Origin of the sequence: Vibrio sp. V19_P1S1T109, assembly GCF_002241375.1 — a bacterium.
Taxonomy (GTDB): Bacteria; Pseudomonadota; Gammaproteobacteria; order Enterobacterales; family Vibrionaceae; genus Vibrio; species Vibrio anguillarum.
On the sequence record NZ_NDIM01000219.1, the window covers coordinates 1 to 21,518 of the forward strand.

The following is a 21,518-nucleotide window of genomic DNA, read 5'->3' on the forward strand; positions in this document are numbered from 1 at the left end:
GTGTAGGAATAATCTTACAAGAGAATAAACCCATAAAATTAGAATGTGAGATGCATATCCGCACCAAAACATAATTTCGGTGCGGATATTATTAATGAGATGAAGTACGAATAATTTCAGCTAAACTTGATAAGCGTCGTTGATGCTCAGCGACATAAGGATTACTACGATCCCAAGCATATCCTGCAAGAATAGAGCAAATCATCTGTTTTATTCTTGAGTTGGGCGTTTGGTAAAAAATCACCTCTTGTAACATGCCGTTGTACCAACCTTCCACATAAGTGCGGAACGTATCCACTCCGACCATTAATGGCTGAGAATACTCTTGCTGCCAATCTACACTTTCGTTTTTTAGTTGGCGTACAACACAAGACACCGCTAACTGAGCCGATTTCATGGCTATCGTTACACCTGATGAAAACACCGGGTCTAAAAATTCACCAGCATTGCCTAATAACGCATAATTTACCGTGGCCAACTGCTTAACATTTGCAGAATAGCCGCCTAGCTCACCAGCAGGATTAGGGTATTCGGACTTCGAAAGCAGTTCCGCCAGCTCAGGCATTTCATTCACCAATTGCTGGATCGCCGCAATTTTATCACTTGGATAGCCGTCAAAAAACGACGGTTCACCGACAACACCTAATGAACATGTGCCGTTAGAAAAAGGAATGAGCCAATACCATACGTCAGGATTACGCGGATGGACGGAGATCAGTATCTTGTTTCGGTCGTAGTCTGGTTGTTCAGGGGAGATATGATCAATGATATGGGTAAAGATGGCTTTTCTCGGAGGTAAACACGATGGCTCTTCCAAATCGAGTAACTTAGGCAATACTCGGCCAAAGCCACTGGCATCCAGCACGAAGTCGGCTTCAATTTGATACGTTATACCGTGTTGATCCGTCACCAATAATTGTGATTTATTCTCTTCAAATTCGATATTCGTCAGTTGATGTTGATAACGAATTTCAACCCCTTGCTTAACAGCAGAATCCGCTAATACTTTATCAAATTGACTACGCTGAACCTGAAAAGTGGTTCCCGGCCCATTCGAATATTTGTCGGTAAAATCAAACTGGGCGTATACACCATTTTTTCGAAAGGCAGCACCATTTTTATATTGAAAACCCGCACACATAACATCAGGTAACATTCCCGCCGCTTCTATCACTTCCATACAAGCAGGTAATAAGCTTTCGCCAATAGAAAAGCGTGGGAAAAGTGCTTTTTCGATAACCAACACGCGTATGTTTTGCGCATGGAGTAATGCCGCGGCAGTCGAACCCGAAGGGCCCGCACCAATGATAACAACTTGAGTTATCTCTTTATTCATGAATTGACTCGCCTCGATTTTAATTAAGCTTGGGCTTTTAGCTCTAACAAGGTGTGGCCAAGGCCAATATTGTCGGTCCGTTTGATCACCTGTAATCCTGCTGCTTGAACGATTTCTAAGAAATCTTCGCTGCGATAGAAGCGACTATTACCATTTGCAAGGCAGGTAAAATACAAAGAGGTGGCATTGAGGCTATAAGAAGCCGCATCGTACTTCTGTGAATCCCAGAACAGTTCCAAAATATAAACCGTCGAATATGCAGAAAGATTGGCGCGAACGCGTTTTAAAATACTCAAAATTTCCATTGGCGAAAAACAGTCTAAAAACTGGCTCATCCACCACACGTCCGCATTTTTTGGTAATGGTTGTTCTTTATCGAGCATGTTGGCTGGAAAAGGATGAATACGCTGCGTAAAACCTTGTTGCTGCGCGTTAGCCATCGCCATTTCCAACTGTTGTGGCAGATCCACAATCGTCACTTCAACGTCTGAATCATAGTGACAACATTGCAGTGCCCATTTACCCGTATTGCCACCAATATCGACCAAATGTTTCGGTTTTTTACGAAACACTTCTTTCAGCAAAATAGGAAAAGAACGATCGGAATAGAAGTGATCGAATTTGAACCAACTCTCTTTAGCTTGCTGGGGCAAACGCGATAAACCTTGGTAGATGGTATCCCAATCGCCGAGTTCTTTCAGACCAGCAGGCTTGCCTTCGGTGATCGATTCGGTTAAGTGCATCATGGCGGCATAACAAACGTCTGCCGTGAAATCCATATTGGCTTGCGTCATCCCATCATGCAGCAAAAAAATGCCTAGATTAGCCAATGAATAATTCGGTTTATCCCATAAAACAATATGGGCACTGATGGCCATATCGAGCAATACTTTAACGCCATACTCTGACACGCTCGTTTCTTGAGCAATTTGTTCCGCATTTAAACCTTTTTCGCCAGCATTATCTAATGCAGCCAATATGCCTAAGTCACGTAATGTGCGCGCCGTATGAAAAACGATGGGGGCAAAAGATAATTTTTGAGCTTCGGTTTTTGCCTCTAAAGCGTTATAAGGATCTATTTTTTGATTTAACACATTAAAACCTAACTTTAATTTGTGAACAATATCCAAACACTTAATCTAAGTTCGACTCAATTCTTAAAAATCAATATTTAAGTCAAGGATACAAACGTTTATAGTTGCGAAGAATAATCTTGTGCCATAGTATTTAACCCTATCAAAAACAATGCAATATCTTATGTCAAATCAACAGCAAATAATCACGTTAAATATTGATACTTGGGTTGCAAATTCTGCAGGCTTATCTCACCCTTCTGATTGGCAAAATTGGGCAAGAGAAGAGATTTGGCCTGACGATAATACGCTCAACACAGACCATATTCCTCCTATGATGCGCCGCAGAATGAGTAGTTTGAGCAAATTAGCCGTGCAGACTGCACTGACTGCTATAGAATCACAACATATTGATTACATGGTATTTTCATGTCGTCATGGCGAGCTTCATCGTAGCGTTGAAATTGTGAAGTCGATATTGATTGGCGAAGAAGCCTCACCAATGGCGTTTTCACAATCTGTTCATAATACAGCGGCAGGCCTAGCAACCATCGCTTCAAAACAACCGATCCCATTAACCTCGATTGCAGCAGCACAAAACACATTTCAAAGTGCCATATTAGAAGCTTGGCTCTATTTAAATGAGCACCCTAGTCACAAAGTGCTGTTGGTTGATTTTGATGAGCCATTACCTAGCGACTACCAACAATACGAAGAGTGGCAGTTTCAAGGCTATGCCTTAGGGTTAACCCTGTCTCACGGTTCAGATTTTACGCTCTCTATGCAGATGTCTGATACCAAGCCACAACAGCCTCAAGCATTGTCGTTTCTTCACCACTATTTGTCAGAAAAATCTGAATGGATCATTGAAGGCTCGCAAAGCGCTTGGAAATGGCAACGAAAATGTTAGAGTTCAACCGCTACTGGCGTATTGCTGCTACAGGTTTTTGTTTTTTTATATTTGGTTTAGGCGGATTAACGCTGAGTTTTATTATTATCCCACTGATTGCATTATTTTCATCGCAAACAGATCGTCGAGAATATAAAGTTCAAAAATCAATCCAAAACTCATTCAATATATTTTGTAAGTTGATGAAATTAACAGGTGCCATCGACTATAAAATAACCAACGCAGAACTATTAAAACAGGATAAAAGCTGCCTTATTGTCGCCAATCATCCAAGCTTAATTGATTATGTTCTCATTGCATCACAACTTCATCAGTGCGATTGCTTGGTTAAATCAGCTATCTGGGCCAATCCTTTTATGAAACGGATTGTTCAAGCCGCAGGTTATATCCCCAATGAAACACCTGATGATTTGTTAAATGTGTGCGAGGAACGCATGAGCCGCGGAAACGTATTATTGATTTTCCCTGAAGGCACGCGAACCACACCCGGTGTTAAACCCAAATTGCAGCGCGGTGCGGCGCAAATCGCAATCCGAACTCAAAGAGACTTACGCATCGTACATATTACCGTTTCTCCGAGTTTTCTCACAAAAGAGCAAAAGTGGTACCAAGTTCCTAAAACCAAACCCTTTTTCCATGTGGAGATAAAGGGTAAAGTTGTCGTCACACCTTTTATTGAAGGTGCTGATAACCCCACCACTGCAGCACGACGTTTAAATCGCCACCTTGCAGAGGTGATTTTCCCCCAAAACAATAACCAGAAATGACAAAACTATTGAAGTTATCGACCCATAACGTCAAGTTGCAGCGAAGCGGAAAGTGAGTAAGTCCCCATCCGTATAGATAACGATATGATTGGGGTGAGCGAACGTAGCCAACACCGCTGCAACTTTAAGTGGGGAAGTATATATCAAGGTTTTGTTCAAAACGGCTAGAACATTATATAAGTAGGTTGAAGTGGAAATACTACACACAGAAATAAAACAGCTCATTATCGACGCACTAAATCTTGAAGATATCTCAGTTAACGATATTGAAACTGACGCACCACTTTTTGGTGATGGGTTAGGTTTAGATTCTATCGATGCTTTAGAGCTCGGTTTGGCCATTAAAAAGAAGTATAATATCGTCATTGACGCTGATGACTCCAATACTCGCCAACACTTTGCATCAGTGGCAAACTTAGCAAATTATATTTCATCTCAAACTAGCCACTAATAAATAGATAGCGTTATGACAGAAGTAAACCAACAACAAGTATTTGATCAAGTTAAAGAAGCTCTCGTTGAACTATTTGAAATTGATGAAGCCGATATTCAACCAGACGCTCACCTTTATCAAGATCTCGATCTCGACAGTATTGATGCTGTAGATCTTGTCGTTCACTTACAAAAAGTGACTGGCAAAAAAATCAAGCCTGAAGAGTTTAAAACCGTTCGCACCGTCAATGATGTGGTGGAATCGGTTATTGAACTTGTTAAGGAAAGCTAATGCGGCGATTGCTGACGATTTTGTCTGCAATCGTCCTGCTTACCTACCCACTCGCGGTCTACTTCGGGATTAATCAGTTTGGTTTGCAAGCTATAGGGGGCTTCTTAGCCGCTATTTTTGCTTTAAGAATTCTTTCTGGTTGGCAAGCCAAGCTTCAAGAACTGAAGCAACTGGCTTGGCTTAGTGGGTTCGTTGGTATCACTTTGGTGACTTTGGGGATGCTCTTTCAGCAGCATGGTTGGCTACTGTTTTACCCTGTTGTGGTTAATGTATGTCTTTTGGCTCTTTTTGCCTTGAGCCTAACGCAACCGCAAACAGTGATTGAACGGCTGGCGAGGCTGCAAGAGCCTGAACTTCCTCAAAGTGGCATTGAGTACACACGCACGGTCACTAAAGTGTGGTGCCTCTACTTCATCATGAATGGAGCCATCGCACTTTATACCTGCTTCCAATCTATCGAGATCTGGACGTTGTATAACGGATTGATCAGTTATCTCCTTGCTGGCAGCCTCTTTGTAACGGAATGGCTAGTAAGACAAAGGATTCGCAAAGGCTAGGTACGCTATGACTTTCGGCAACCCCGATTTTTGCTCGCTTGCAACATTACTCTCCTCACCAAGAAACGATTCGCATTGTGTTGCTTTTGACCTCAATAACACCATTAACTGGGCAAACTTTGTCGCCGATGTCAGCCAACTAAGCCGGCAATTAGCGTCGCGAAATGAACATCATATTGCACTGTGTGCTGGCGATAGCTATCAATTTTCAGTCGGTTTTTTCGCCGTATGCTGCACGCGAAAATCATTAATTCTGCCCGGTAATTATCAACCTGCGGCACTGGCAGAACTGAGTCAACACTTTGAGTTGTTGCTGTGTGATGAGGCGATAACAATACCCAATTCTACGCCAACCCTCTCTCTTAACCATTTAACGCTACCCAACGACATGCGCGATGAAGCCGTTTGTTTTGCACCACTTTCATTAGAGACACAAACCGTGACGCTGTTTACGTCAGGCTCCAGCGGTCAGCCTAAGGCTATCATCAAAACACTGCGGCAGCTTGAAGCTGAAATCGCCATTTTAGAGCAGCTTTGGGGCGAACAGCTCATTGGTGCAAAAGTGGAAAGTACAGTTTCTCATCAACATATTTATGGGCTGCTATTTCGTGTGTTATGGCCACTGTGTGCAGGGCGAGCATTTGCCCGCCATAACTTGGAATTTCCAGAACAAGTGACCGCACATGCGCATCCGGACACTGTGCTGATCAGTAGCCCTGCGCTATTGAAACGCTTGTCACAAGAGCACCAGCCAAGCCCACTGCGCACACTGTTTTCTTCCGGTGGCCCACTTCCCTACTCTGCTTCTTGTCACGCAAAAACCCTGTTTGGGCAACGACCTATCGAAGTGTATGGCAGTACGGAAACTGGCGGCATCGCTTTTCGGCAACAGCACAGTGCAACGCAGCAATGGGAGCTTTTTCCTACCGTTGAAGCAAGACTTAACAGCGAGAACTGCTTAGCCTTGCGCTCTGCACACATTGATCCGAATCATTGGTATCAAACAGCCGATGAATGTGAGCTTTCCGACCAACGGCACTTTACCTTGAAAGGTCGCACCGATCGCATCATCAAAATCGAAGAAAAACGGATCTCACTGGTTGAAGTGGAACAGCGTATTGAACAACTGCCGTGGATCAGTGAAACAGCCGTGTTACCACAACAAGACGGTGAACGTTTGATCTTAATTTCAGCGATTGTACTGTCAGCCTGCGGCACTGAAAAATTAGCTCAACTTGGAAAGGGGAAGTTCTGGCTGTTGCTGCGTTCTGAACTGCGCCAATGGTTAGAACCTATTGCTGTACCTCGACGCTTTAGAGTGGTAAAAGAGATCCCACTCAATAGCCAAGGTAAGCGCCTTGTTGCTGAACTAGAAACACTATTCCAACCATAAAAATAACGAAGCCCAATAGATTATGGCCAAAAGAACACCCACATTATTATGTGCTGACACTCAGCCTCACACAGTGAATTTGACGCTGCGCGTTGACGCCGACATTATTGATTTTTCAGGACACTTTGAGCATTTCCCATTGCTGCCAGGCGTTACCCAAATCGATTGGGCACTGCGCTATGCACGAGAATACTTATCTGTACCCACAAGCTTTCAAGGTATGGAAGTGATCAAATTCCAAGAACCTATCTTGCCAGACATGACCGTTCAACTGGCATTAAGTTGGGATGAGGAAAAACAGAAACTCGCGTTTAGTTATAGTTCGCAGCGTGAGGGTTTAAACATCATTCACTCATCAGGAAAAATGAAGTTGGGTGAAATCTGTGGCTGATTATCAAGCTTGTTTTTTAATTCCGTGCTACAACCACGGCAGCACAGTAGCAGAAGTTGTCTCATCACTCAGCGCATTTGAACTTCCCATTTTACTGGTTGATGATGGCAGCAATCAGCAAACAAAACAGGCGTTGAGAAACGTCGCTCAGCAAACACATGTTCACCTCATTACCCTAGAACAAAACCAAGGCAAAGGTGGCGCGGTAATGGCTGGTATTCGCCAAGCGCAGCAGTTGGGGTTTAGCCACGTCATCCAAATTGATGCCGATGGCCAACATGATTTACAAGCGCTGCCTAAATTACTGGCCGCGTCAAAGCAACATCCAAACCACCTAATTTCTGGTCAGCCGATTTATGATGACAGCGTACCCAAAGCGCGTTTATATGGCCGTTACGCAACGCATATTTGGGTTTGGATTGAAACGCTATCCTTTACGATCAAAGACAGTATGTGTGGTTTTCGCGCGTATCCCGTAGACCTCACCGTTGAGGTGCTCAATAACCATAAGATCGGCACGCGCATGGATTTCGATATCGAAATCTTAGTTCGCATGTATTGGCACGGGGTCGATATCGATTTTGTGGAAACCCGCGTCATTTATCCTGAAGGAGGCGTCTCTCATTTCGATGCACTATGGGATAACGTCAAAATCAGTTGGATGCACAGCAAATTATTTTTTGGCATGTTACCGCGTATTCCTCAACTGCTGAAACGCAACCAAAGCAGGCACAACAAAAGTGGTGCAGAGCCAAACCAGCACTGGTCAAAGCGTCAAGAACGAGGAACGGTTCTAGGTATTAAAGCGTTACTGGCGGTATATAGCCTGCTCGGGCGGCCAATTTTCAACCTGATGCTGAAACTTGTAATGGGCTATTACTATCTTACTGGAAAACAAGCTCGCCAAGCCTCTGAACAATATTTACAGCACTTACAAAGCTACGCAAACCGTCGCCAAATCACGCTGCCAAATCATCTCTCTAGCTATAACCATCTGCTCTCTTTTGGCCACACTATGCTGGATAAATTGGCGGCATGGAAAGGCGATTTTTCGGTAAAAAATTTGACCATCCATGGTCAAGAATCGTTCCAAGCTCTAGTAGAACGTAAACAAGGTGTACTTCTTTTAGGATCTCATCTTGGAAATATTGAACTGTGCCGCGCTCTGGGACGTCGGCATTCTCATATTAAGATCAATGCGTTAGTCTTCACCGAGCACGCCGAACGCTTCAATGCGGTAATGAAAGCGATCAATCCCAACTCAGAACTGAACCTCATTCAAGTGAGCCGTTTGGGCCCCGATACTGCTATTTTGCTTCAACAGAAAATAGAGCAAGGAGAATGGGTGGTGATCGTCGGAGATAGAACGTCCACCAGCAAAGAGACCCGAGCCGTATGGGCCGATTTTTTAGGCCAACCCGCACCGTTTCCACAAGGCCCTTTTATGTTGGCCTCGGTGTTGAAAGCTCCTGTCTACCTTTTGTTTGGCTTAAGAGACGAACGTTCTAAAACTCCACATTTTAACGTCTATTTCGAGCACTTTAGCGACAACATAGATTTACCGAGAAAAGAGCGACAAGCGGCGCTAGCGCAGGTAGTACAACGCTACGCTGATCGGCTGGAACATTACACACTGCAAGCTCCACTGCAGTGGTATAACTTTTTCAATTTTTGGACTCTAAGTAAACAGCAGCATGATGATTCAGACAGATAACCGCATAACTTTTGGCGTCGATCGCCTCACCATTGAAGATGTTGTCGCGATTTCGCAAGGCGCGCAGGCCAACCTCAATTCTTCAGCGGAATTCACCGCTAAAATTGATCGCGGCGTCGCTTTTCTAGAACGACTTTTAAAAGAAGAAGGCGTGATTTACGGCGTAACCACCGGCTATGGTGATTCATGCACCGTTGCCATTCCGCCGAATCTAGTAGACCAATTACCACTGCATTTGACTCGCTTTCACGGCTGTGGCTTAGGCGAGGTATTAAGCCATCAGCAATCTCGCGCAGTATTAGCAACGCGCTTGTGTTCACTAGCGCAAGGTGTCTCTGGTGTGAGCCATGAACTGCTTAACCAAATTGTCACCTTGATCAACCACGATATCGCCCCTCGTATTCCACAAGAAGGTTCGGTCGGGGCAAGCGGCGATTTAACGCCACTCTCCTACCTCGCGGCCACACTGATTGGTGAGCGCGACGTGCTTTATAAAGGTGAGATGCGCCCAACTCAAGATGTGTTTAACGAACTGGGTATTCGCCCGATCAAGCTAAAACCAAAAGAGGGATTAGCGCTGATGAACGGCACATCAGTCATGACTGCTTTGGCCTGTTTAGCCTATAAACGCGCCGAGTATTTAACTCAACTCTGCACCAAAATTACCGCCATGGTGTCTGTCGGTATTCAGGGTAACGACTTCCATTTTGATGCCGCGCTATTTGCCGTCAAGCCGCATCCTGGCCAGCAACAAATCGCAGCATGGCTACGCGATGACTTACAAGCAGAGCGCCCACCTCGCAACAGTGATCGCCTGCAAGATCGCTATTCATTGCGCTGCGCACCCCATGTGATTGGCACAGTGCAAGATGCACTGCCGTGGCTACGTCAACTGATTGAAAATGAGCTCAACAGTGCCAACGACAACCCCATCATCGATGGCGATAATGAACGCGTACTGCACGGCGGTCATTTTTACGGCGGCCACATTGCCATGGCAATGGATACCTTAAAAACGCAGATTGCTAACCTAGCCGATTTGCTCGATCGCCAAATGGCGCAATTGATGGATTACAAATTCAACAACGGTTTGCCTTTTAACTTAACTGGCGCAGAAGGCGAAAGAAAACCGATCAACCACGGCTTTAAAGCCGTGCAGATTGGCATTTCAGCGTGGACGGCCGAAGCCTTGAAACATACCATGCCTGCCAGCGTTTTTTCACGTTCGACTGAGTGTCACAACCAAGACAAAGTCAGCATGGGAACCATCGCCGCGCGTGATTGTCTACGTGTGCTTGAACTGACAGAACAAGTGGCGGCCGCCTCGCTGTTAGCAGCGACCCAAGCAATAGAATTGCGCAAACGTCATCATGAGCTGGATGAGCAACACATGAGTCACAATATCAAGCAGATGCGCTTAGCCGTGTTACAAGAGTTTGACTTTGTGGTGGAAGATCGTCCGCTAGAACATGATTTGCGCCACTTTATTAGCCGCATTCAACAACGCCACTGGACACTTTACTAGGAAGCGCGATGAGCGATGTACTTCATCCATTGGAAAGTGAGGTGACTTTAGTCACCTCGTTTCAAGATGCCGACCCAATGGGCGTTATCTACCACGGCAATTATTTTCGTTTTTTTGAAGAAGCACGCCGCGTGCTGATGGAAAAAATTGATTACAGCTATCACGCGATGACTCAGTCGGGCTACCTATGGCCGGTGATTGATACCCACGTGAAGTACGTGAAAGCGATCCCGTTCAACCATACGATTCGAGTCAAAGCGACCTTGACAGAATGGGAAAATCGCTTGCGTGTTGACTACATGATTTTTGATAGCCAGACCGGGCAACGAATGTGTAAAGCGCACACCACTCAAGTAGCGGTTCGCATCGACACGCAAGAGATGTGTTTCGCTTCCCCAACGCTATTTACCGACAAAGTGCAGCACTGGCATACCTACGGGAAATTATGATGCGCCGTTTTCTATGGCTAACTTTAGCTCTATTCTCGCCCCTACTCTGGGCACAGGTGACCGACCTTGCCTCACTGCAAGCGCAGTTGGCGAAACACCAGATCGTACGCGGAGAGTTTACTCAACTCCGCCATATTGAGATGTTCGAACAACCACTGTCGTCAGCCGGGAAATTCTTACTTGATAAACAAAATGGCTTACTTTGGCAACAATACTCACCATTTCCAGTTAATTTGGTGCTAACTCAAGACAAGCTTCGCCAAACTTTTGCTAACCAACCACCACAGGTGATTACCGAAAAAGAGAACCCAATGGCGTTTTATTTCAGCCATCTCTTTTTGTCGGTATTTCATGGTGACACGCAGCAATTGAATGAACAATTTACGATGACGCTGCACAGCGAAGATGGCCAGTGGCAGCTAAATTTAACGCCGAGAAATGCGCCACTGAGCTCGGTGTTTACCTCGATAACATTAACGGGGCGAGATGACATTGATGGTTTGATCCTGCAAGAAGTGCGAGGCGACAAAACCGAGATTCAGTTTACTAACCAAAACCACCAGCCAGAGCGTTTAACCCATGCTGAGCAAGCACAGTTTAACTTCTAAATCGAACCGGCTGGCATTGTTCTGGTTGGCTTTTGTGACCCTTTGTCTTGGCTTACTACTCAAGCAGTGGTTCTTTTCAGCGGCTTCACCGATCGAGACGGATATCCTTAAGCTACTGCCGGTCAACCAGCAAAGTGTGCTCGCCGAGCAAGCGTTTGAAAAAGTCACTGCCAGTATGAGCGATAAAGTGGTCTTTATTGTCACTGCGCCCAATGAGGCTGACCGGCTCAAATCCGTTACAGCGCTAGAAAGCGAGCTCAAGCAGAGTGGCTATTTCAAGGATGTGGTTGGGAAAATCGATGCCACTCAACAGAACGCTTGGGCCAGTTACTACTTTCAACATCGAGCACAACTGCTCACCAGCGAGCAACGCAATCAGCTCAGTCAACATCCCGAACAACAAGTGCAAGCGGTGGTGCAAGCCCTATATAACCCTTTTTCTGGGGTAACAGGGCAAGAGCTCAGTCACGACCCTTTTCTGCTATTTCGCGACTACTTAGCACAACTTAGCCAGCTATCGTCTCATTTTCGTTTGCAAGATGGATACTTAACCCGCGAGTATCAAGGCCAAAAATACGTGCTAATCACCGCGCAGCTCAACGACTCACCATACAGTTTCAAAGCGCAACAAGTGGTGCCCGATATTGCTCAATGGCAACAACGCATCAAGCAACAATTTAGTGCGGACATTTATCATACTGGTGTTTTATTTTACGCCGATTTTGGTACTCAAAGTGCCAAGTCAGAAATCAGCACTATTGGCCTTTTCTCATTACTCGGAATTGTGCTGTTGGTGATGCTGGTTTTTCGCAGTGCCATGCCTTTACTGTTGGCACTGCTCTCGGTATCCGTTGGGTTAGTGGTTGCCATGGTGATCACCACCGCGTTTTTTGGTCAGATCCATCTGTTTAGCTTAGTGTTTGGGGCCAGCCTGATTGGCGTTTCAATCGACTACGCCTTTCACTACCTGACCGATCGCCTTGCCGCAAATGAACAATGGGACAGCGTGCAAGGACTAAAGCATATTCTGACGGCCATTACCTTAGGGTTAATCACCAGTTTAATTGGCTATCTCGGTCTACTGGTCGCCCCTTTCCCCGGCTTACAACAGTTAGCGCTATTTTCCGCCTTAGGGCTCGTTGCCGCTTACGCAACGGTCGTGGCTTGGTATCCGATTTTGGCCAAAAAACCAAGTTCATCGAGAACGCTTCCCGGCATCACTTATTGGTCATTATGGTTTGCGCTTTGGCAAAAGCCATGGGTTAAATGGGGCCTACCCACGGCGTTATTGATCATCAGCAGTCTTGCTCTGACGCAAGTGCACTACAACGACGACATTCGACAATTACAAGCCATGCCTAGCGACTTGAAACAGCAAGAGCTGCAAATCAGCACCTTGACTGGTATTCAATCATCACAGCAGATGTTGGTCGTCAGTGCCAACGATGATGAAGCATTAATGCAGCAGTTAGAAAAATTAGATACGCAATTTTCACAATGGCAACAACAAGGCGTACTTTCTGGCTACCAAAGTTTAAGCCAAAACATCAGCTCGCTTAAGCGTCAGCAAGAAAACTACGCACTGGTTGAAGCACTGTACGCAAACCAAAGCGCAGCACTGGCTCACACGCTGAAACTATCTTCGGCTCCTAAACTGGAAGCGTCATTTTTGCCTATGACACTGGCGCATTATTTAGCCCATGATGTTTCCCAGCCGCTGCGCTTTCTTTATTTAGGTGAAGTTGAGCAAAAAGTGGCGGCGGTAGTGCTGTTGAAAGAGGTTCACCAAGCAGCAGTAATTAAGCAGTTTGCGGCGCAAAATAGCGACTACGCCTATTTGAATAAAACCGAAGAGATCTCGACCCTGTTTGGGCAGTATCGCCTTAAAGTGATGGAGTTAATTGCGCTGGCTCTTACCTTGATCGGCGCTCTCACTATTTGGCGCTACGGCGTGAAACACAGCATTCGCATTATGTTACCTTCGCTTATTGCTTGCATCGCTGGGTTAGCCGTCACCGTCGCAACAGGCTCTACGCTCAATTTATTCAATCTATTAGCACTGGTATTAGTGATAGGTATCGGTATTGATTACACGCTCTTTTTTGCCGAACAAGCCCGCAGTCACAGTACCTTGCTTGCCATAACCCTTTCGGCACTAACGACTTTGCTCTCGTTTGGTCTGCTTGCTCTTAGCCAAACTCACGCCATCCACAGTTTTGGTTTGACGGTACTGAGCGGCATTTTCGTTGCTTGGTTGCTTTCACCAATGGCGATCAAATCACAACCTGCCGCCATAAAAGCGCATGAGGAAAAACTATGATGATGAGAATACGCCGTGCGCTGCCCTTGCTGTTACTGATGTTGTCTGGCTGCTCTTTAGTGCCAAACCAAGCCTCCACGCAGGTAGAAATTAGCCCCAACACATTCGTTACTCTGCCCAAACCTGCGCAACTTGGGTACCAAGTCACGGCAAGTCAGTTGATCAGCGCCCATTGGCAAGATGATAACGGCCAGCATAACCAACAGCTTCCGGTCCAGTTGCAGGTGACCGATGACAAGATTGTGCTGGCAGGGTTTTCATCTTGGGGAACGAGGATTTTATCGCTCAATTATCAGCAAGATACTATTGAGACCAGCGTACTCAATGGCTTGGAAAACACCTTGCCGAAGCCCGAACAGATACTCTTTAACCTGATGATCACGCTCTGGCCGCGAAATGCTTGGGAAGCCTCGTTAAATAAGGTAAAGTGGCAAATCATTGATGATGAGAATAGACGAACACTCATCAATGAACTGGGTGAAACAGTGATTGTTATTGATTATCAACATCCCTTCTCGATGAAGGGCGATATTCGCTTCCACAATCAATTATTGAATTACACCATTACGATTACAACGCTCAGTGCCCAGCACCCTTTGCCGCCCACACAACCGTAGACCGTAGATAGCTATCATGAACTCATCCACGACTTCTCCTATTGATTCTCGCTCACCTATTTATGTCCAAGACTGCGGTTTTCACTGCGCGATGGGGAGTGACTCGTCGCACATTCACCAAAGTTTAGCGCAGGGCTATTGTGACAACATGGTGGCTGACGACACGTCGCTCAATACTGGCACCGCAACCATCGTAGGCCGAGTGAGTGAACCGCTACCAGAAATCCCAGCGCATTTAAGTGCGTTCAATACGCGCAACAACCAACTGGCTTTATCGGCACTGCAACAAATCGAACCAAGCGTCCGCCACGCGATTGCCACCTATGGTGCAGATCGCATTGCAGTGGTGGTTGGCACGAGCACGTCAGGCATTGCTGATGGCGAAATCGCACTCGCCCACAAGTTAGAGCAGGGCGAATTCCCAAGCGACTACCACTACTACAAACAGGAATTAGGCAATTGCAGTGATTTTATCGCTCGCTATTTTGCAATAAGCGGCCCCTGCTACGCCATTTCAACCGCCTGTTCGTCCAGTGGCCGCGTCTTTATCACCGCCAAAAGAATGCTTAATGCTGGGTTGGTTGATGCGGTGATTATCGGTGGTGCTGACACTTTGTGCCGCTTAACACTCAATGGTTTTAACGGTTTAGAGGCATTGTCTCAACGTTTGTGTAAACCGTTTGATGCACAGCGAGATGGCATCAACATTGGTGAATCTGCCGCTTTTATGCTGCTGGGTAAAACGCCGTCTCAGCAACACGCTCACGCCATTGCGCTATTGGGCGCAGGCGACAGTTCCGATGCACACCATATTTCTGCGCCCCACCCAGATGGAAACGGTGCAGAACAGGCGATGCGTAACGCGCTGCAAGATGCCAAATTAACCGCCAGTGATATCGGCTATATCAACGCTCACGGCACCGCAACACCGCTCAATGACAGCATGGAAAGTAAAGCGATTTTCCGCGTTTTTGGCCAGCACGTTGCGGTGAGTTCAACCAAACCACTCACTGGACACACGCTCGGCGCGGCCAGTGCAACCGAAGCCGCCATTGCTTGGCACATACTGCAATACCAATTGCCTTTGCCCATTCAGCGCTGTGCTAACAAAGCGCCAGACATTGATATTACGCTAGTGGAAACCACCCAATATTTAGAAAACAAGGCCATTTTAAGCAACTCCTTTGCTTTTGGTGGCAACAATATTAGCCTCATTTTTGGTTACGTTAATGACAAAGCTTCCTGCAATTGATCAACTGCTGCCTCATCAAGCGCCGATGATTTTGATCGACCGCGCGCTTGAGGTACAGAGCGAATCTATCCACTGCCAAGTGGATATTGAATCGCACCACCTGTTTTTTGACCCAGCGACACAAAGCATACCAGCCTATGTCGGTATCGAGTTTATGGCACAAGCCATTGCCGCGTGGTCTGGGTATCACTCACTTGTCCAAGGCATTCAACCGCCAATTGGCTTTCTGCTCGGCAGTCGCCGTTATCGCGCGCTGTGCGATGCATTCTTGAAAGGGCAAACGCTCGATATCTACGCTGAACAGCTAATGCAAGACAATGGCATGGCCGTGTTTAAGGCAAGAATCGAGCACCAACACCAGCTTTTGGCCGAATGCCAATTAAATGTGTATGTGCCATCAGAACAAAAATTAGAAGAAATGAAAATGAGGAGTCAAGCATGACCCGACACGTATTAGTGACTGGTGCGAGTAAAGGCATAGGCAAAGCGATTGCGATTGCGCTCGCCAAAGATGGTTTTGCCATTGCCGTCCATTACATGGGCGACCAGCAAGGTGCCCTGCAAACACTAGCGACCATCGAGCAAAACGGTGGTTCAGGCCGACTGATTCAATTTGACATCAGCAACCGAGCTCAGTGTCGCGAAGTATTAGAAGCCGATATTGCTCTGCATGGCGCTTATTACGGCGTGGTCAATAACGCGGGCATTACTCGTGACACGGCGTTTCCCGCCATGACAGAACAAGAATGGGATGGTGTAATTCACACCAATTTAGACAGCTTTTATAACGTCCTCCACCCTTGTGTGATGCCAATGGTGCAAAAACGCCAAGGTGGGCGCATTGTGACTTTAGCGTCGGTGTCGGGCATCACAGGCAACCGGGGTCAAACCAATTACAGCGCCGCCAAAGCTGGCGTGATTGGCGCGACCAAATCGCTCGCGCTTGAACTGGCTAAGCGCAAAATCACCGTCAACTGCGTTGCGCCGGGCTTAATCGATACAGGCATGGTAGATGAGCACGTCAAAGAGCACGCACTGCCACAAGTTCCTTTACGCCGCATGGGTGAACCCGAAGAAGTCGCAGGCCTTGTGAGCTATTTAATGTCTGATATTGCTGCTTATGTCACTCGCCAAGTTATCTCGGTTAATGGAGGCTTAGTATGACCCGCCGCGTTGTCGTTACAGGCATGTCCGGCGTGACTGCTTTTGGTAATGACTGGGCCAGTATTGAGCCAAAACTCAGAGCTTGTGAAAATGCCACTCAATATATGCCCTCCTATGAGCAGTATGAGGGTTTAAACACTAAACTCGCCGCGCCAATAATGGACTTTACACTGCCTAGCCACTACAAACGTAAGCAAGTCCGAGGTATGGGCCGTGTGTCACAACTGGCGACCGTTGCCACCGAAAATGCGCTGCTACAGGCGGGCTTAATTGGTCATGAAGTGCTGACGAACGGCCAAACCGGTATCGCTTATGGTTCATCAACAGGCAGTACCGATGCCATCGGTGCGTTTGGTGTCATGCTCAACGAAAAAACCACTCGAGCCATTACCGCCACCACTTATGTGCAGATGATGCCTCACACTGCCGCGGTGAACGTAGGTCTATTTTTCGGGCTCAAAGGCCGCGTCATTCCAACCAGTAGCGCCTGCACGTCTGGTAGCCAAGCCATCGGTTACGCGTACGAAGCGATCAAACACGGCTACCAAACCGTAATGGTGGCGGGCGGTGGTGAAGAGCTCTGCCCTACCGAATCGGCCGTATTTGATACCTTATTTGCCACTAGCCTCAAAAACGACCAGCCCAAAACCACCCCCCGCCCGTATGATACTCAGCGTGATGGTTTAGTGATTGGTGAAGGCGCAGGAACTTTAGTGCTTGAAGAGTATGAACACGCCATCGCACGCGGTGCTGTCATTCACGCAGAAATCATCGGTTTTGCCAGCAACTGCGATGCCGCCCATGTCACTCAACCACAAATGGACACCATGCAAATCTGCATGGAGATGGCGCTGCGTGATGCCAATTTAAGTGCAGATAAAATTGACTATGTTTCGGCTCACGGCACGGCGACCGACCGGGGTGATATAGCCGAAAGTCACGCCACCGCAAACGCGTTGGGTAAAGTGCCGATCAGCTCGTTGAAAAGTTATTTTGGTCACACATTGGGCGCATGTGGCGCAGTTGAAGCTTGGTTGGGTTTAGAAATGATGCGCAGCGGTTGGTTTAATCCAACCCTTAACCTAGATAACATCGACCCGCAATGTGGCGATCTTGATTACATTACAGGCACAGGACGTGAGCTGGATGTGCAATATCTAATGAGCAATAACTTTGCTTTTGGTGGCATCAACACCTCGATTATTTTTAAGAAATTCAGCGAATAATCCCATAAAAAGCCGTTTCCCACACAACGGCTTTTTTTACGAGTTTATTTATCCGGCATTTGCCTCTTAAATATTGGTCGCCTGCCAAATACTCACCAGCAATCAGCCAATACTTTTCGCAAGTACTTCGAGGATTTGCGGTCTGAAAATAAAAAACACCGCGCCAAGCAAACAGAGCCCTGCCCACACAAAATCAAGCCTGAAAGGCTATGTGATTCGGATAAACGAACGTAGCCAACCACTGCAACGAGTAAGGCAAGAATAAGCCGCTTTGACAAAAGTCAGACATAACCATACAAGCTATTGATATTATCCTCTCTATCGATTTTGTACAGTGTTCACATCCAAACATAAGCCCTTAAATGGAAGAACATAATGAAAAAGATCGCACTATTTATTACAGCATCGCTTATCGCGGGCAACACTTTAGCTGCCCAAACGTACATTCGTAACGGCAATATCTATACTCATGAAGGTCAATGGGTTGCGGAAGTGGGTGCTTTTGGCAGCACTGACCTACTCAAGGATCAAGACAAGTCTTACAGCGCTTTGCTGAACTTTGGCTACCACGGTGAAGATTTGAATGCAGACCTCACCAGTATTAACTACCGCTTCTTTGGTAACACAGGGGATGTCGTTAATCTAGGTACTTACCTGACGGGCAGCGGCGTTACTTATGACCAAGATTCGGCAAACAGCGTTAAAGGAATGGATAAGCGTAAAGCCACGATTGATCTAGGTTTAAATGCTGATATCGCACTGGGTAACGGTACCGTATCGACCTACTTCCAACATGATATTCTCAAAGAAAACAAAGGCTACAAAACTGGCGTTAACTACTTCCATGTCATCGATTTAGGTGCTGTTGATTTGGTACCTTTTGCGGGCATTAGTTACCAGAGTTCGGATTACAACAACTACTATTTCGGTGTGAAAGACAAAGAAGCGACCGCACAGCGTAAAGCTTACCATGCAGGTGGCGACTTCTCTTACAACCTAGGTTACAAACTGGCTTACCCAATTAATGACCGTTGGGAAATCACCCAAACCAGTTCTTACACCCGTTTAGGCTCTGATGTCGCCAATTCGCCAATCGTAGAAAGCGCAAACCAATGGCTCGTTGGCGCAACCGTCGCTTACCACTTTTAAGCTATACCGCCCTCAGGCAGGAGCCGTATCCCCTGCCTGATTTTTCTACTTGAACTGCCCTTCTCGATCAAAATAGCGTTGATATGAACCCACGCATTGATTCTCTATGAATCTTGCCTTTTGCATGTCTGAGTTTTCCATGCCTGAGGTAATTCATGGAGTACAAATCTACGATTCCATGAAACTCATTTCTGCCCCATTCAAAGCTAGAACCGTACCGTGCCTCATTTCTATACGTTGTGAATTGAACTATTTTTTCTTATGTTACAAAGTGTCTATCAATTTGGTGGTAATTCAATCGCCGTAAATTTAGTGACTCTGTATAATGACCCGAAAGCGAATTCCAATAAAAGCAGAGAGATATGTGTGGTGCTAACAGTAACCTACTATTTGTTCGATGATACCCAAACTGCAAAACCAGCGGTGCTTGGTGTGGAGTCTTATACCAACATTAACGAGATACTTCTTCCTGACTCATCTAATACCAATGTCACTATCACTTGCTATTTCGAAGGACACACAACATACCGATGGATTGTCAAAGCTGTTGAATTAAAAGGGAGTAGTGTGTCTGTTCGTCTCACGCCAAGAGATACAGAAGGTGAGATATTCTTGAAACAGACCATGAAGCGAGTTCATAAATCAGCGATGCAACTGTTACGTTTTGGGACAATTGTAGAGGTCGATTTCGGGTTCAAACCTAAGATTTATAAAGGAACTGATAAACAAACCTCTGCCAAGCGATACCCTGATGTAGTACAACATCTCGAGTTGTACAAAAGAAGACCCGCGATTGTCTTGAAGACAACACATAGGGGGGTGCAAGTGATTCCTTTGACTTCACAAGAACCAGAAGACTATGCAAAAAATCATTCGGTTTTTAAACTAAGTGAAGATAGTCTCATGGATTGTACCCAATTGGGAAAAGGGTCATATGTACTTTCCCACTTAGTTCAAACAGTCGGTTATAGCCGCATTCTCCCACCATTGAGCAGATATAGATCTAATCAGTCACAACGGCTAGAAACTTACAGAGTACGAATCAGCCCTGATGATGAAAAATGTCTCAAAACAGCTTTAGCCCACAATGTTGGCCTTGGTGATTATTACGATAACAAGAAGTTATTGAACTGTAAAAAACAGTTAGTCAAAGAGCTTACTGACGATAACGAAAAACTAGTGAGCACCATGTCAGAACTTACGTTTGAGAGTAATGGTCTAAAGCAAGAGCTTGCACGAATCCGACAGGAACACTCAACTCTGCGAGAGTTACTGAAAGATCAGTATCTTCGTGCTAATCTATACACTACCGAGGAAGTGGATAAACAGATCGACAACGAGTTAATCGAGTTCGCAGAAGTAGTAACCCCTTGACTACTTAAGGCTCTTTTAATATACTCCCCTTATTGGTTTGAGATTTAGAGACGGCACTCTCTCAAACGACGCTGAAAAATTGCCCTGCCGACGAAAACAAAGAACTTTCTTTCAAAAAAACCGCCTATTGGCGGTTTTTTTGTCCCAATTCCAAGCCAATGTTTTTATCTGTGCCAATTGTAGTTGGTATGACCGCAATTGGTAATCAATAGCTGTAGTAACTGAAATTGATAAGTGTAACAGAGCGATTTTCATAACTAGGCTAATTCATAACTTTCTAATTTTGAAAAGTTGCCGATACAGTTTTGTCCCTACTCGTATCAGGTCGATCTGTTCTGCCACGTTTATGCCCCAAAACGTTCTGGAGCAATAGAGCATTCATACACTGGCAATACTAATTTGCCTTACTGATAGTAATCTAGATGTTTCTCGACGAATAACAGGTTATCTCTCACATTATATTTTTTGGTTAAAGTTGCGTAGTAATACGAGGTAAAGTCTATCAAAAATCTTTTCCGAACAATGATATAAGCCTGTATAATCGCCTAGTGGCATAAAAATGAGGTTTGTATGTCGGATTTTAGAATCAATAAGTCGATTAATGCATTTGTAGCCGATCACATTGACTTGCATAAAGACACTGTTCAAAAAGGACGAAACAGTCGAAATTGGCTGCTTGATCAACTTGAGTCGATGGCTCAGAAAGTGGAGCATTTTCCTCCTAGATACACAGATAGACACAAAGGATTTGGTTCATTTCATAGAAGCACAAAAAAACAACCTTTAGACGATATAGATCAGCTGTTTTGCTTTTCAGCACGAGGAGATATGCATTACTCGGAGGTGGGAAGTACTGTTTATATCAATATAGCTGGTGATAATGAGATATATGGGCATCTAACCAGTACCAATGACAATACAAAATTAAGTTCTATCAAAATGGTTAACCTTATGGTTAGCTCTTTAGAT

General features: G+C 45.7%; 21 protein-coding genes and 1 pseudogene. 20 read left to right on the forward strand and 2 right to left on the reverse strand.

Going from position 1 to position 21,518, the window contains the following annotated elements; all coding sequences use genetic code 11:
- Positions 1-91 precede the first annotated feature (91 nt).
- Positions 92-1,336: an NAD(P)/FAD-dependent oxidoreductase gene (locus tag B9J87_RS10500; RefSeq protein WP_094150591.1), complete on the reverse strand. Its 1,245-nt coding sequence runs from the start codon at positions 1,334-1,336 to the stop codon at positions 92-94.
- A 23-nt stretch (positions 1,337-1,359) separates the two neighbouring features.
- On the reverse strand, positions 1,360-2,466 hold the full coding sequence (locus tag B9J87_RS10505) for a class I SAM-dependent methyltransferase (protein ID WP_017045151.1): 1,107 nt from the start codon (positions 2,464-2,466) through the stop codon (positions 1,360-1,362).
- A 115-nt stretch (positions 2,467-2,581) separates the two neighbouring features.
- Here B9J87_RS10505 and B9J87_RS10510 point away from each other — a divergent pair, with 115 nt between their 5' ends.
- From B9J87_RS10510 to B9J87_RS10610, 20 genes and pseudogenes are all read left to right on the forward strand, one after another.
- Entirely contained in the window at positions 2,582-3,319 is a 738-nt protein-coding gene (locus B9J87_RS10510; protein ID WP_064625603.1) for a beta-ketoacyl synthase chain length factor, read from the forward strand.
- Positions 3,313-4,086 carry a lysophospholipid acyltransferase family protein gene (locus tag B9J87_RS10515; protein WP_064626136.1) on the forward strand — a complete coding sequence of 258 codons (774 nt, stop codon included), beginning with the start codon at positions 3,313-3,315 and terminating at the stop codon, positions 4,084-4,086. Before B9J87_RS10510 ends, B9J87_RS10515 begins: the two co-directional genes overlap by 7 nt.
- 190 nt (positions 4,087-4,276) lie before the next feature.
- Positions 4,277-4,537 carry a phosphopantetheine-binding protein gene (locus B9J87_RS10520; RefSeq protein ID WP_019282451.1) on the forward strand — a complete coding sequence of 87 codons (261 nt, stop codon included), beginning with the start codon at positions 4,277-4,279 and terminating at the stop codon, positions 4,535-4,537.
- A 15-nt stretch (positions 4,538-4,552) separates the two neighbouring features.
- Complete coding sequence (locus B9J87_RS10525) at positions 4,553-4,810, forward strand: acyl carrier protein (RefSeq protein WP_013856486.1); 258 nt, start codon at positions 4,553-4,555, stop codon at positions 4,808-4,810.
- Positions 4,810-5,367: a hypothetical protein gene (locus B9J87_RS10530; protein WP_017045147.1), complete on the forward strand. Its 558-nt coding sequence runs from the start codon at positions 4,810-4,812 to the stop codon at positions 5,365-5,367. The genes B9J87_RS10525 and B9J87_RS10530 overlap by 1 nt, the downstream gene beginning before the upstream one ends.
- Before the next feature lie 7 nt (positions 5,368-5,374).
- Entirely contained in the window at positions 5,375-6,760 is a 1,386-nt protein-coding gene (locus tag B9J87_RS10535; RefSeq protein ID WP_094150593.1) for an AMP-binding protein, read from the forward strand.
- A 22-nt stretch (positions 6,761-6,782) separates the two neighbouring features.
- Entirely contained in the window at positions 6,783-7,151 is a 369-nt protein-coding gene (locus B9J87_RS10540; RefSeq protein WP_094150595.1) for an ApeI family dehydratase, read from the forward strand.
- Complete coding sequence (locus B9J87_RS10545) at positions 7,135-8,865, forward strand: glycosyltransferase family 2 protein (RefSeq protein ID WP_094150597.1); 1,731 nt, start codon at positions 7,135-7,137, stop codon at positions 8,863-8,865. Before B9J87_RS10540 ends, B9J87_RS10545 begins: the two co-directional genes overlap by 17 nt.
- Positions 8,846-10,390 (forward strand): HAL/PAL/TAL family ammonia-lyase, encoded by a 1,545-nt coding sequence (locus B9J87_RS10550; RefSeq protein WP_017045143.1) that lies wholly within the window; start codon positions 8,846-8,848, stop codon positions 10,388-10,390. The genes B9J87_RS10545 and B9J87_RS10550 overlap by 20 nt, the downstream gene beginning before the upstream one ends.
- 8 nt (positions 10,391-10,398) lie before the next feature.
- A complete protein-coding gene (locus tag B9J87_RS10555) occupies positions 10,399-10,839 on the forward strand; it encodes an acyl-CoA thioesterase (RefSeq protein WP_017050416.1) in 441 nt (146 codons plus the stop codon).
- Positions 10,836-11,447 carry a LolA family protein gene (locus B9J87_RS10560; RefSeq protein ID WP_017045141.1) on the forward strand — a complete coding sequence of 204 codons (612 nt, stop codon included), beginning with the start codon at positions 10,836-10,838 and terminating at the stop codon, positions 11,445-11,447. Before B9J87_RS10555 ends, B9J87_RS10560 begins: the two co-directional genes overlap by 4 nt.
- Complete coding sequence (locus B9J87_RS10565) at positions 11,419-13,767, forward strand: MMPL family transporter (RefSeq protein WP_094150599.1); 2,349 nt, start codon at positions 11,419-11,421, stop codon at positions 13,765-13,767. Before B9J87_RS10560 ends, B9J87_RS10565 begins: the two co-directional genes overlap by 29 nt.
- Entirely contained in the window at positions 13,764-14,384 is a 621-nt protein-coding gene (locus B9J87_RS10570) for a DUF3261 domain-containing protein (RefSeq protein ID WP_017045139.1), read from the forward strand. The genes B9J87_RS10565 and B9J87_RS10570 overlap by 4 nt, the downstream gene beginning before the upstream one ends.
- A 16-nt stretch (positions 14,385-14,400) precedes the next feature.
- Positions 14,401-15,636 carry a beta-ketoacyl-[acyl-carrier-protein] synthase family protein gene (locus B9J87_RS10575; RefSeq protein WP_094150601.1) on the forward strand — a complete coding sequence of 412 codons (1,236 nt, stop codon included), beginning with the start codon at positions 14,401-14,403 and terminating at the stop codon, positions 15,634-15,636.
- The gene (locus B9J87_RS10580; protein WP_017050420.1) at positions 15,614-16,078 is read left to right on the forward strand and encodes a hotdog family protein; all 465 of its coding nucleotides are present in this window, start codon (positions 15,614-15,616) and stop codon (positions 16,076-16,078) included. Before B9J87_RS10575 ends, B9J87_RS10580 begins: the two co-directional genes overlap by 23 nt.
- Complete coding sequence (locus B9J87_RS10585) at positions 16,075-16,800, forward strand: 3-ketoacyl-ACP reductase FabG2 (RefSeq protein ID WP_017045136.1); 726 nt, start codon at positions 16,075-16,077, stop codon at positions 16,798-16,800. The genes B9J87_RS10580 and B9J87_RS10585 overlap by 4 nt, the downstream gene beginning before the upstream one ends.
- Positions 16,797-18,026, forward strand: a complete 1,230-nt coding sequence (locus B9J87_RS10590; RefSeq protein ID WP_094150603.1) for a beta-ketoacyl-ACP synthase — start codon at positions 16,797-16,799, stop codon at positions 18,024-18,026. Before B9J87_RS10585 ends, B9J87_RS10590 begins: the two co-directional genes overlap by 4 nt.
- 375 nt (positions 18,027-18,401) lie before the next feature.
- Entirely contained in the window at positions 18,402-19,175 is a 774-nt protein-coding gene (gene ompV, locus B9J87_RS10600) for an outer membrane protein OmpV (RefSeq protein ID WP_094150605.1), read from the forward strand.
- 261 nt (positions 19,176-19,436) lie between these two features.
- The gene (locus tag B9J87_RS10605; RefSeq protein ID WP_094128214.1) at positions 19,437-20,549 is read left to right on the forward strand and encodes a type II toxin-antitoxin system PemK/MazF family toxin; all 1,113 of its coding nucleotides are present in this window, start codon (positions 19,437-19,439) and stop codon (positions 20,547-20,549) included.
- A gap of 570 nt (positions 20,550-21,119) precedes the next feature.
- Positions 21,120-21,518: pseudogene (locus B9J87_RS10610) on the forward strand (hypothetical protein); the annotation flags it as partial.

What these genes read in the sequence shown, in the direction of transcription:
- B9J87_RS10500 (WP_094150591.1), bottom strand. Translation starts at nt 1,336, where the DNA reads ATGAATAAAGAGATAACTCAAGTTGTTATCATTGGTGCGGGCCCTTCG.
- B9J87_RS10510 (WP_064625603.1), top strand. Translation starts at nt 2,582, where the DNA reads ATGCAATATCTTATGTCAAATCAACAGCAAATAATCACGTTAAATATT.
- B9J87_RS10515 (WP_064626136.1), top strand. Translation starts at nt 3,313, where the DNA reads ATGTTAGAGTTCAACCGCTACTGGCGTATTGCTGCTACAGGTTTTTGT.
- B9J87_RS10525 (WP_013856486.1), top strand. Translation starts at nt 4,553, where the DNA reads ATGACAGAAGTAAACCAACAACAAGTATTTGATCAAGTTAAAGAAGCT.
- B9J87_RS10530 (WP_017045147.1), top strand. Translation starts at nt 4,810, where the DNA reads ATGCGGCGATTGCTGACGATTTTGTCTGCAATCGTCCTGCTTACCTAC.
- B9J87_RS10535 (WP_094150593.1), top strand. Translation starts at nt 5,375, where the DNA reads ATGACTTTCGGCAACCCCGATTTTTGCTCGCTTGCAACATTACTCTCC.
- B9J87_RS10540 (WP_094150595.1), top strand. Translation starts at nt 6,783, where the DNA reads ATGGCCAAAAGAACACCCACATTATTATGTGCTGACACTCAGCCTCAC.
- B9J87_RS10550 (WP_017045143.1), top strand. Translation starts at nt 8,846, where the DNA reads ATGATGATTCAGACAGATAACCGCATAACTTTTGGCGTCGATCGCCTC.
- B9J87_RS10555 (WP_017050416.1), top strand. Translation starts at nt 10,399, where the DNA reads ATGAGCGATGTACTTCATCCATTGGAAAGTGAGGTGACTTTAGTCACC.
- B9J87_RS10560 (WP_017045141.1), top strand. Translation starts at nt 10,836, where the DNA reads ATGATGCGCCGTTTTCTATGGCTAACTTTAGCTCTATTCTCGCCCCTA.
- B9J87_RS10565 (WP_094150599.1), top strand. Translation starts at nt 11,419, where the DNA reads ATGCTGAGCAAGCACAGTTTAACTTCTAAATCGAACCGGCTGGCATTG.
- B9J87_RS10570 (WP_017045139.1), top strand. Translation starts at nt 13,764, where the DNA reads ATGATGATGAGAATACGCCGTGCGCTGCCCTTGCTGTTACTGATGTTG.
- B9J87_RS10575 (WP_094150601.1), top strand. Translation starts at nt 14,401, where the DNA reads ATGAACTCATCCACGACTTCTCCTATTGATTCTCGCTCACCTATTTAT.
- B9J87_RS10580 (WP_017050420.1), top strand. Translation starts at nt 15,614, where the DNA reads ATGACAAAGCTTCCTGCAATTGATCAACTGCTGCCTCATCAAGCGCCG.
- B9J87_RS10585 (WP_017045136.1), top strand. Translation starts at nt 16,075, where the DNA reads ATGACCCGACACGTATTAGTGACTGGTGCGAGTAAAGGCATAGGCAAA.
- B9J87_RS10590 (WP_094150603.1), top strand. Translation starts at nt 16,797, where the DNA reads ATGACCCGCCGCGTTGTCGTTACAGGCATGTCCGGCGTGACTGCTTTT.
- ompV (WP_094150605.1), top strand. Translation starts at nt 18,402, where the DNA reads ATGAAAAAGATCGCACTATTTATTACAGCATCGCTTATCGCGGGCAAC.
- B9J87_RS10605 (WP_094128214.1), top strand. Translation starts at nt 19,437, where the DNA reads ATGTTACAAAGTGTCTATCAATTTGGTGGTAATTCAATCGCCGTAAAT.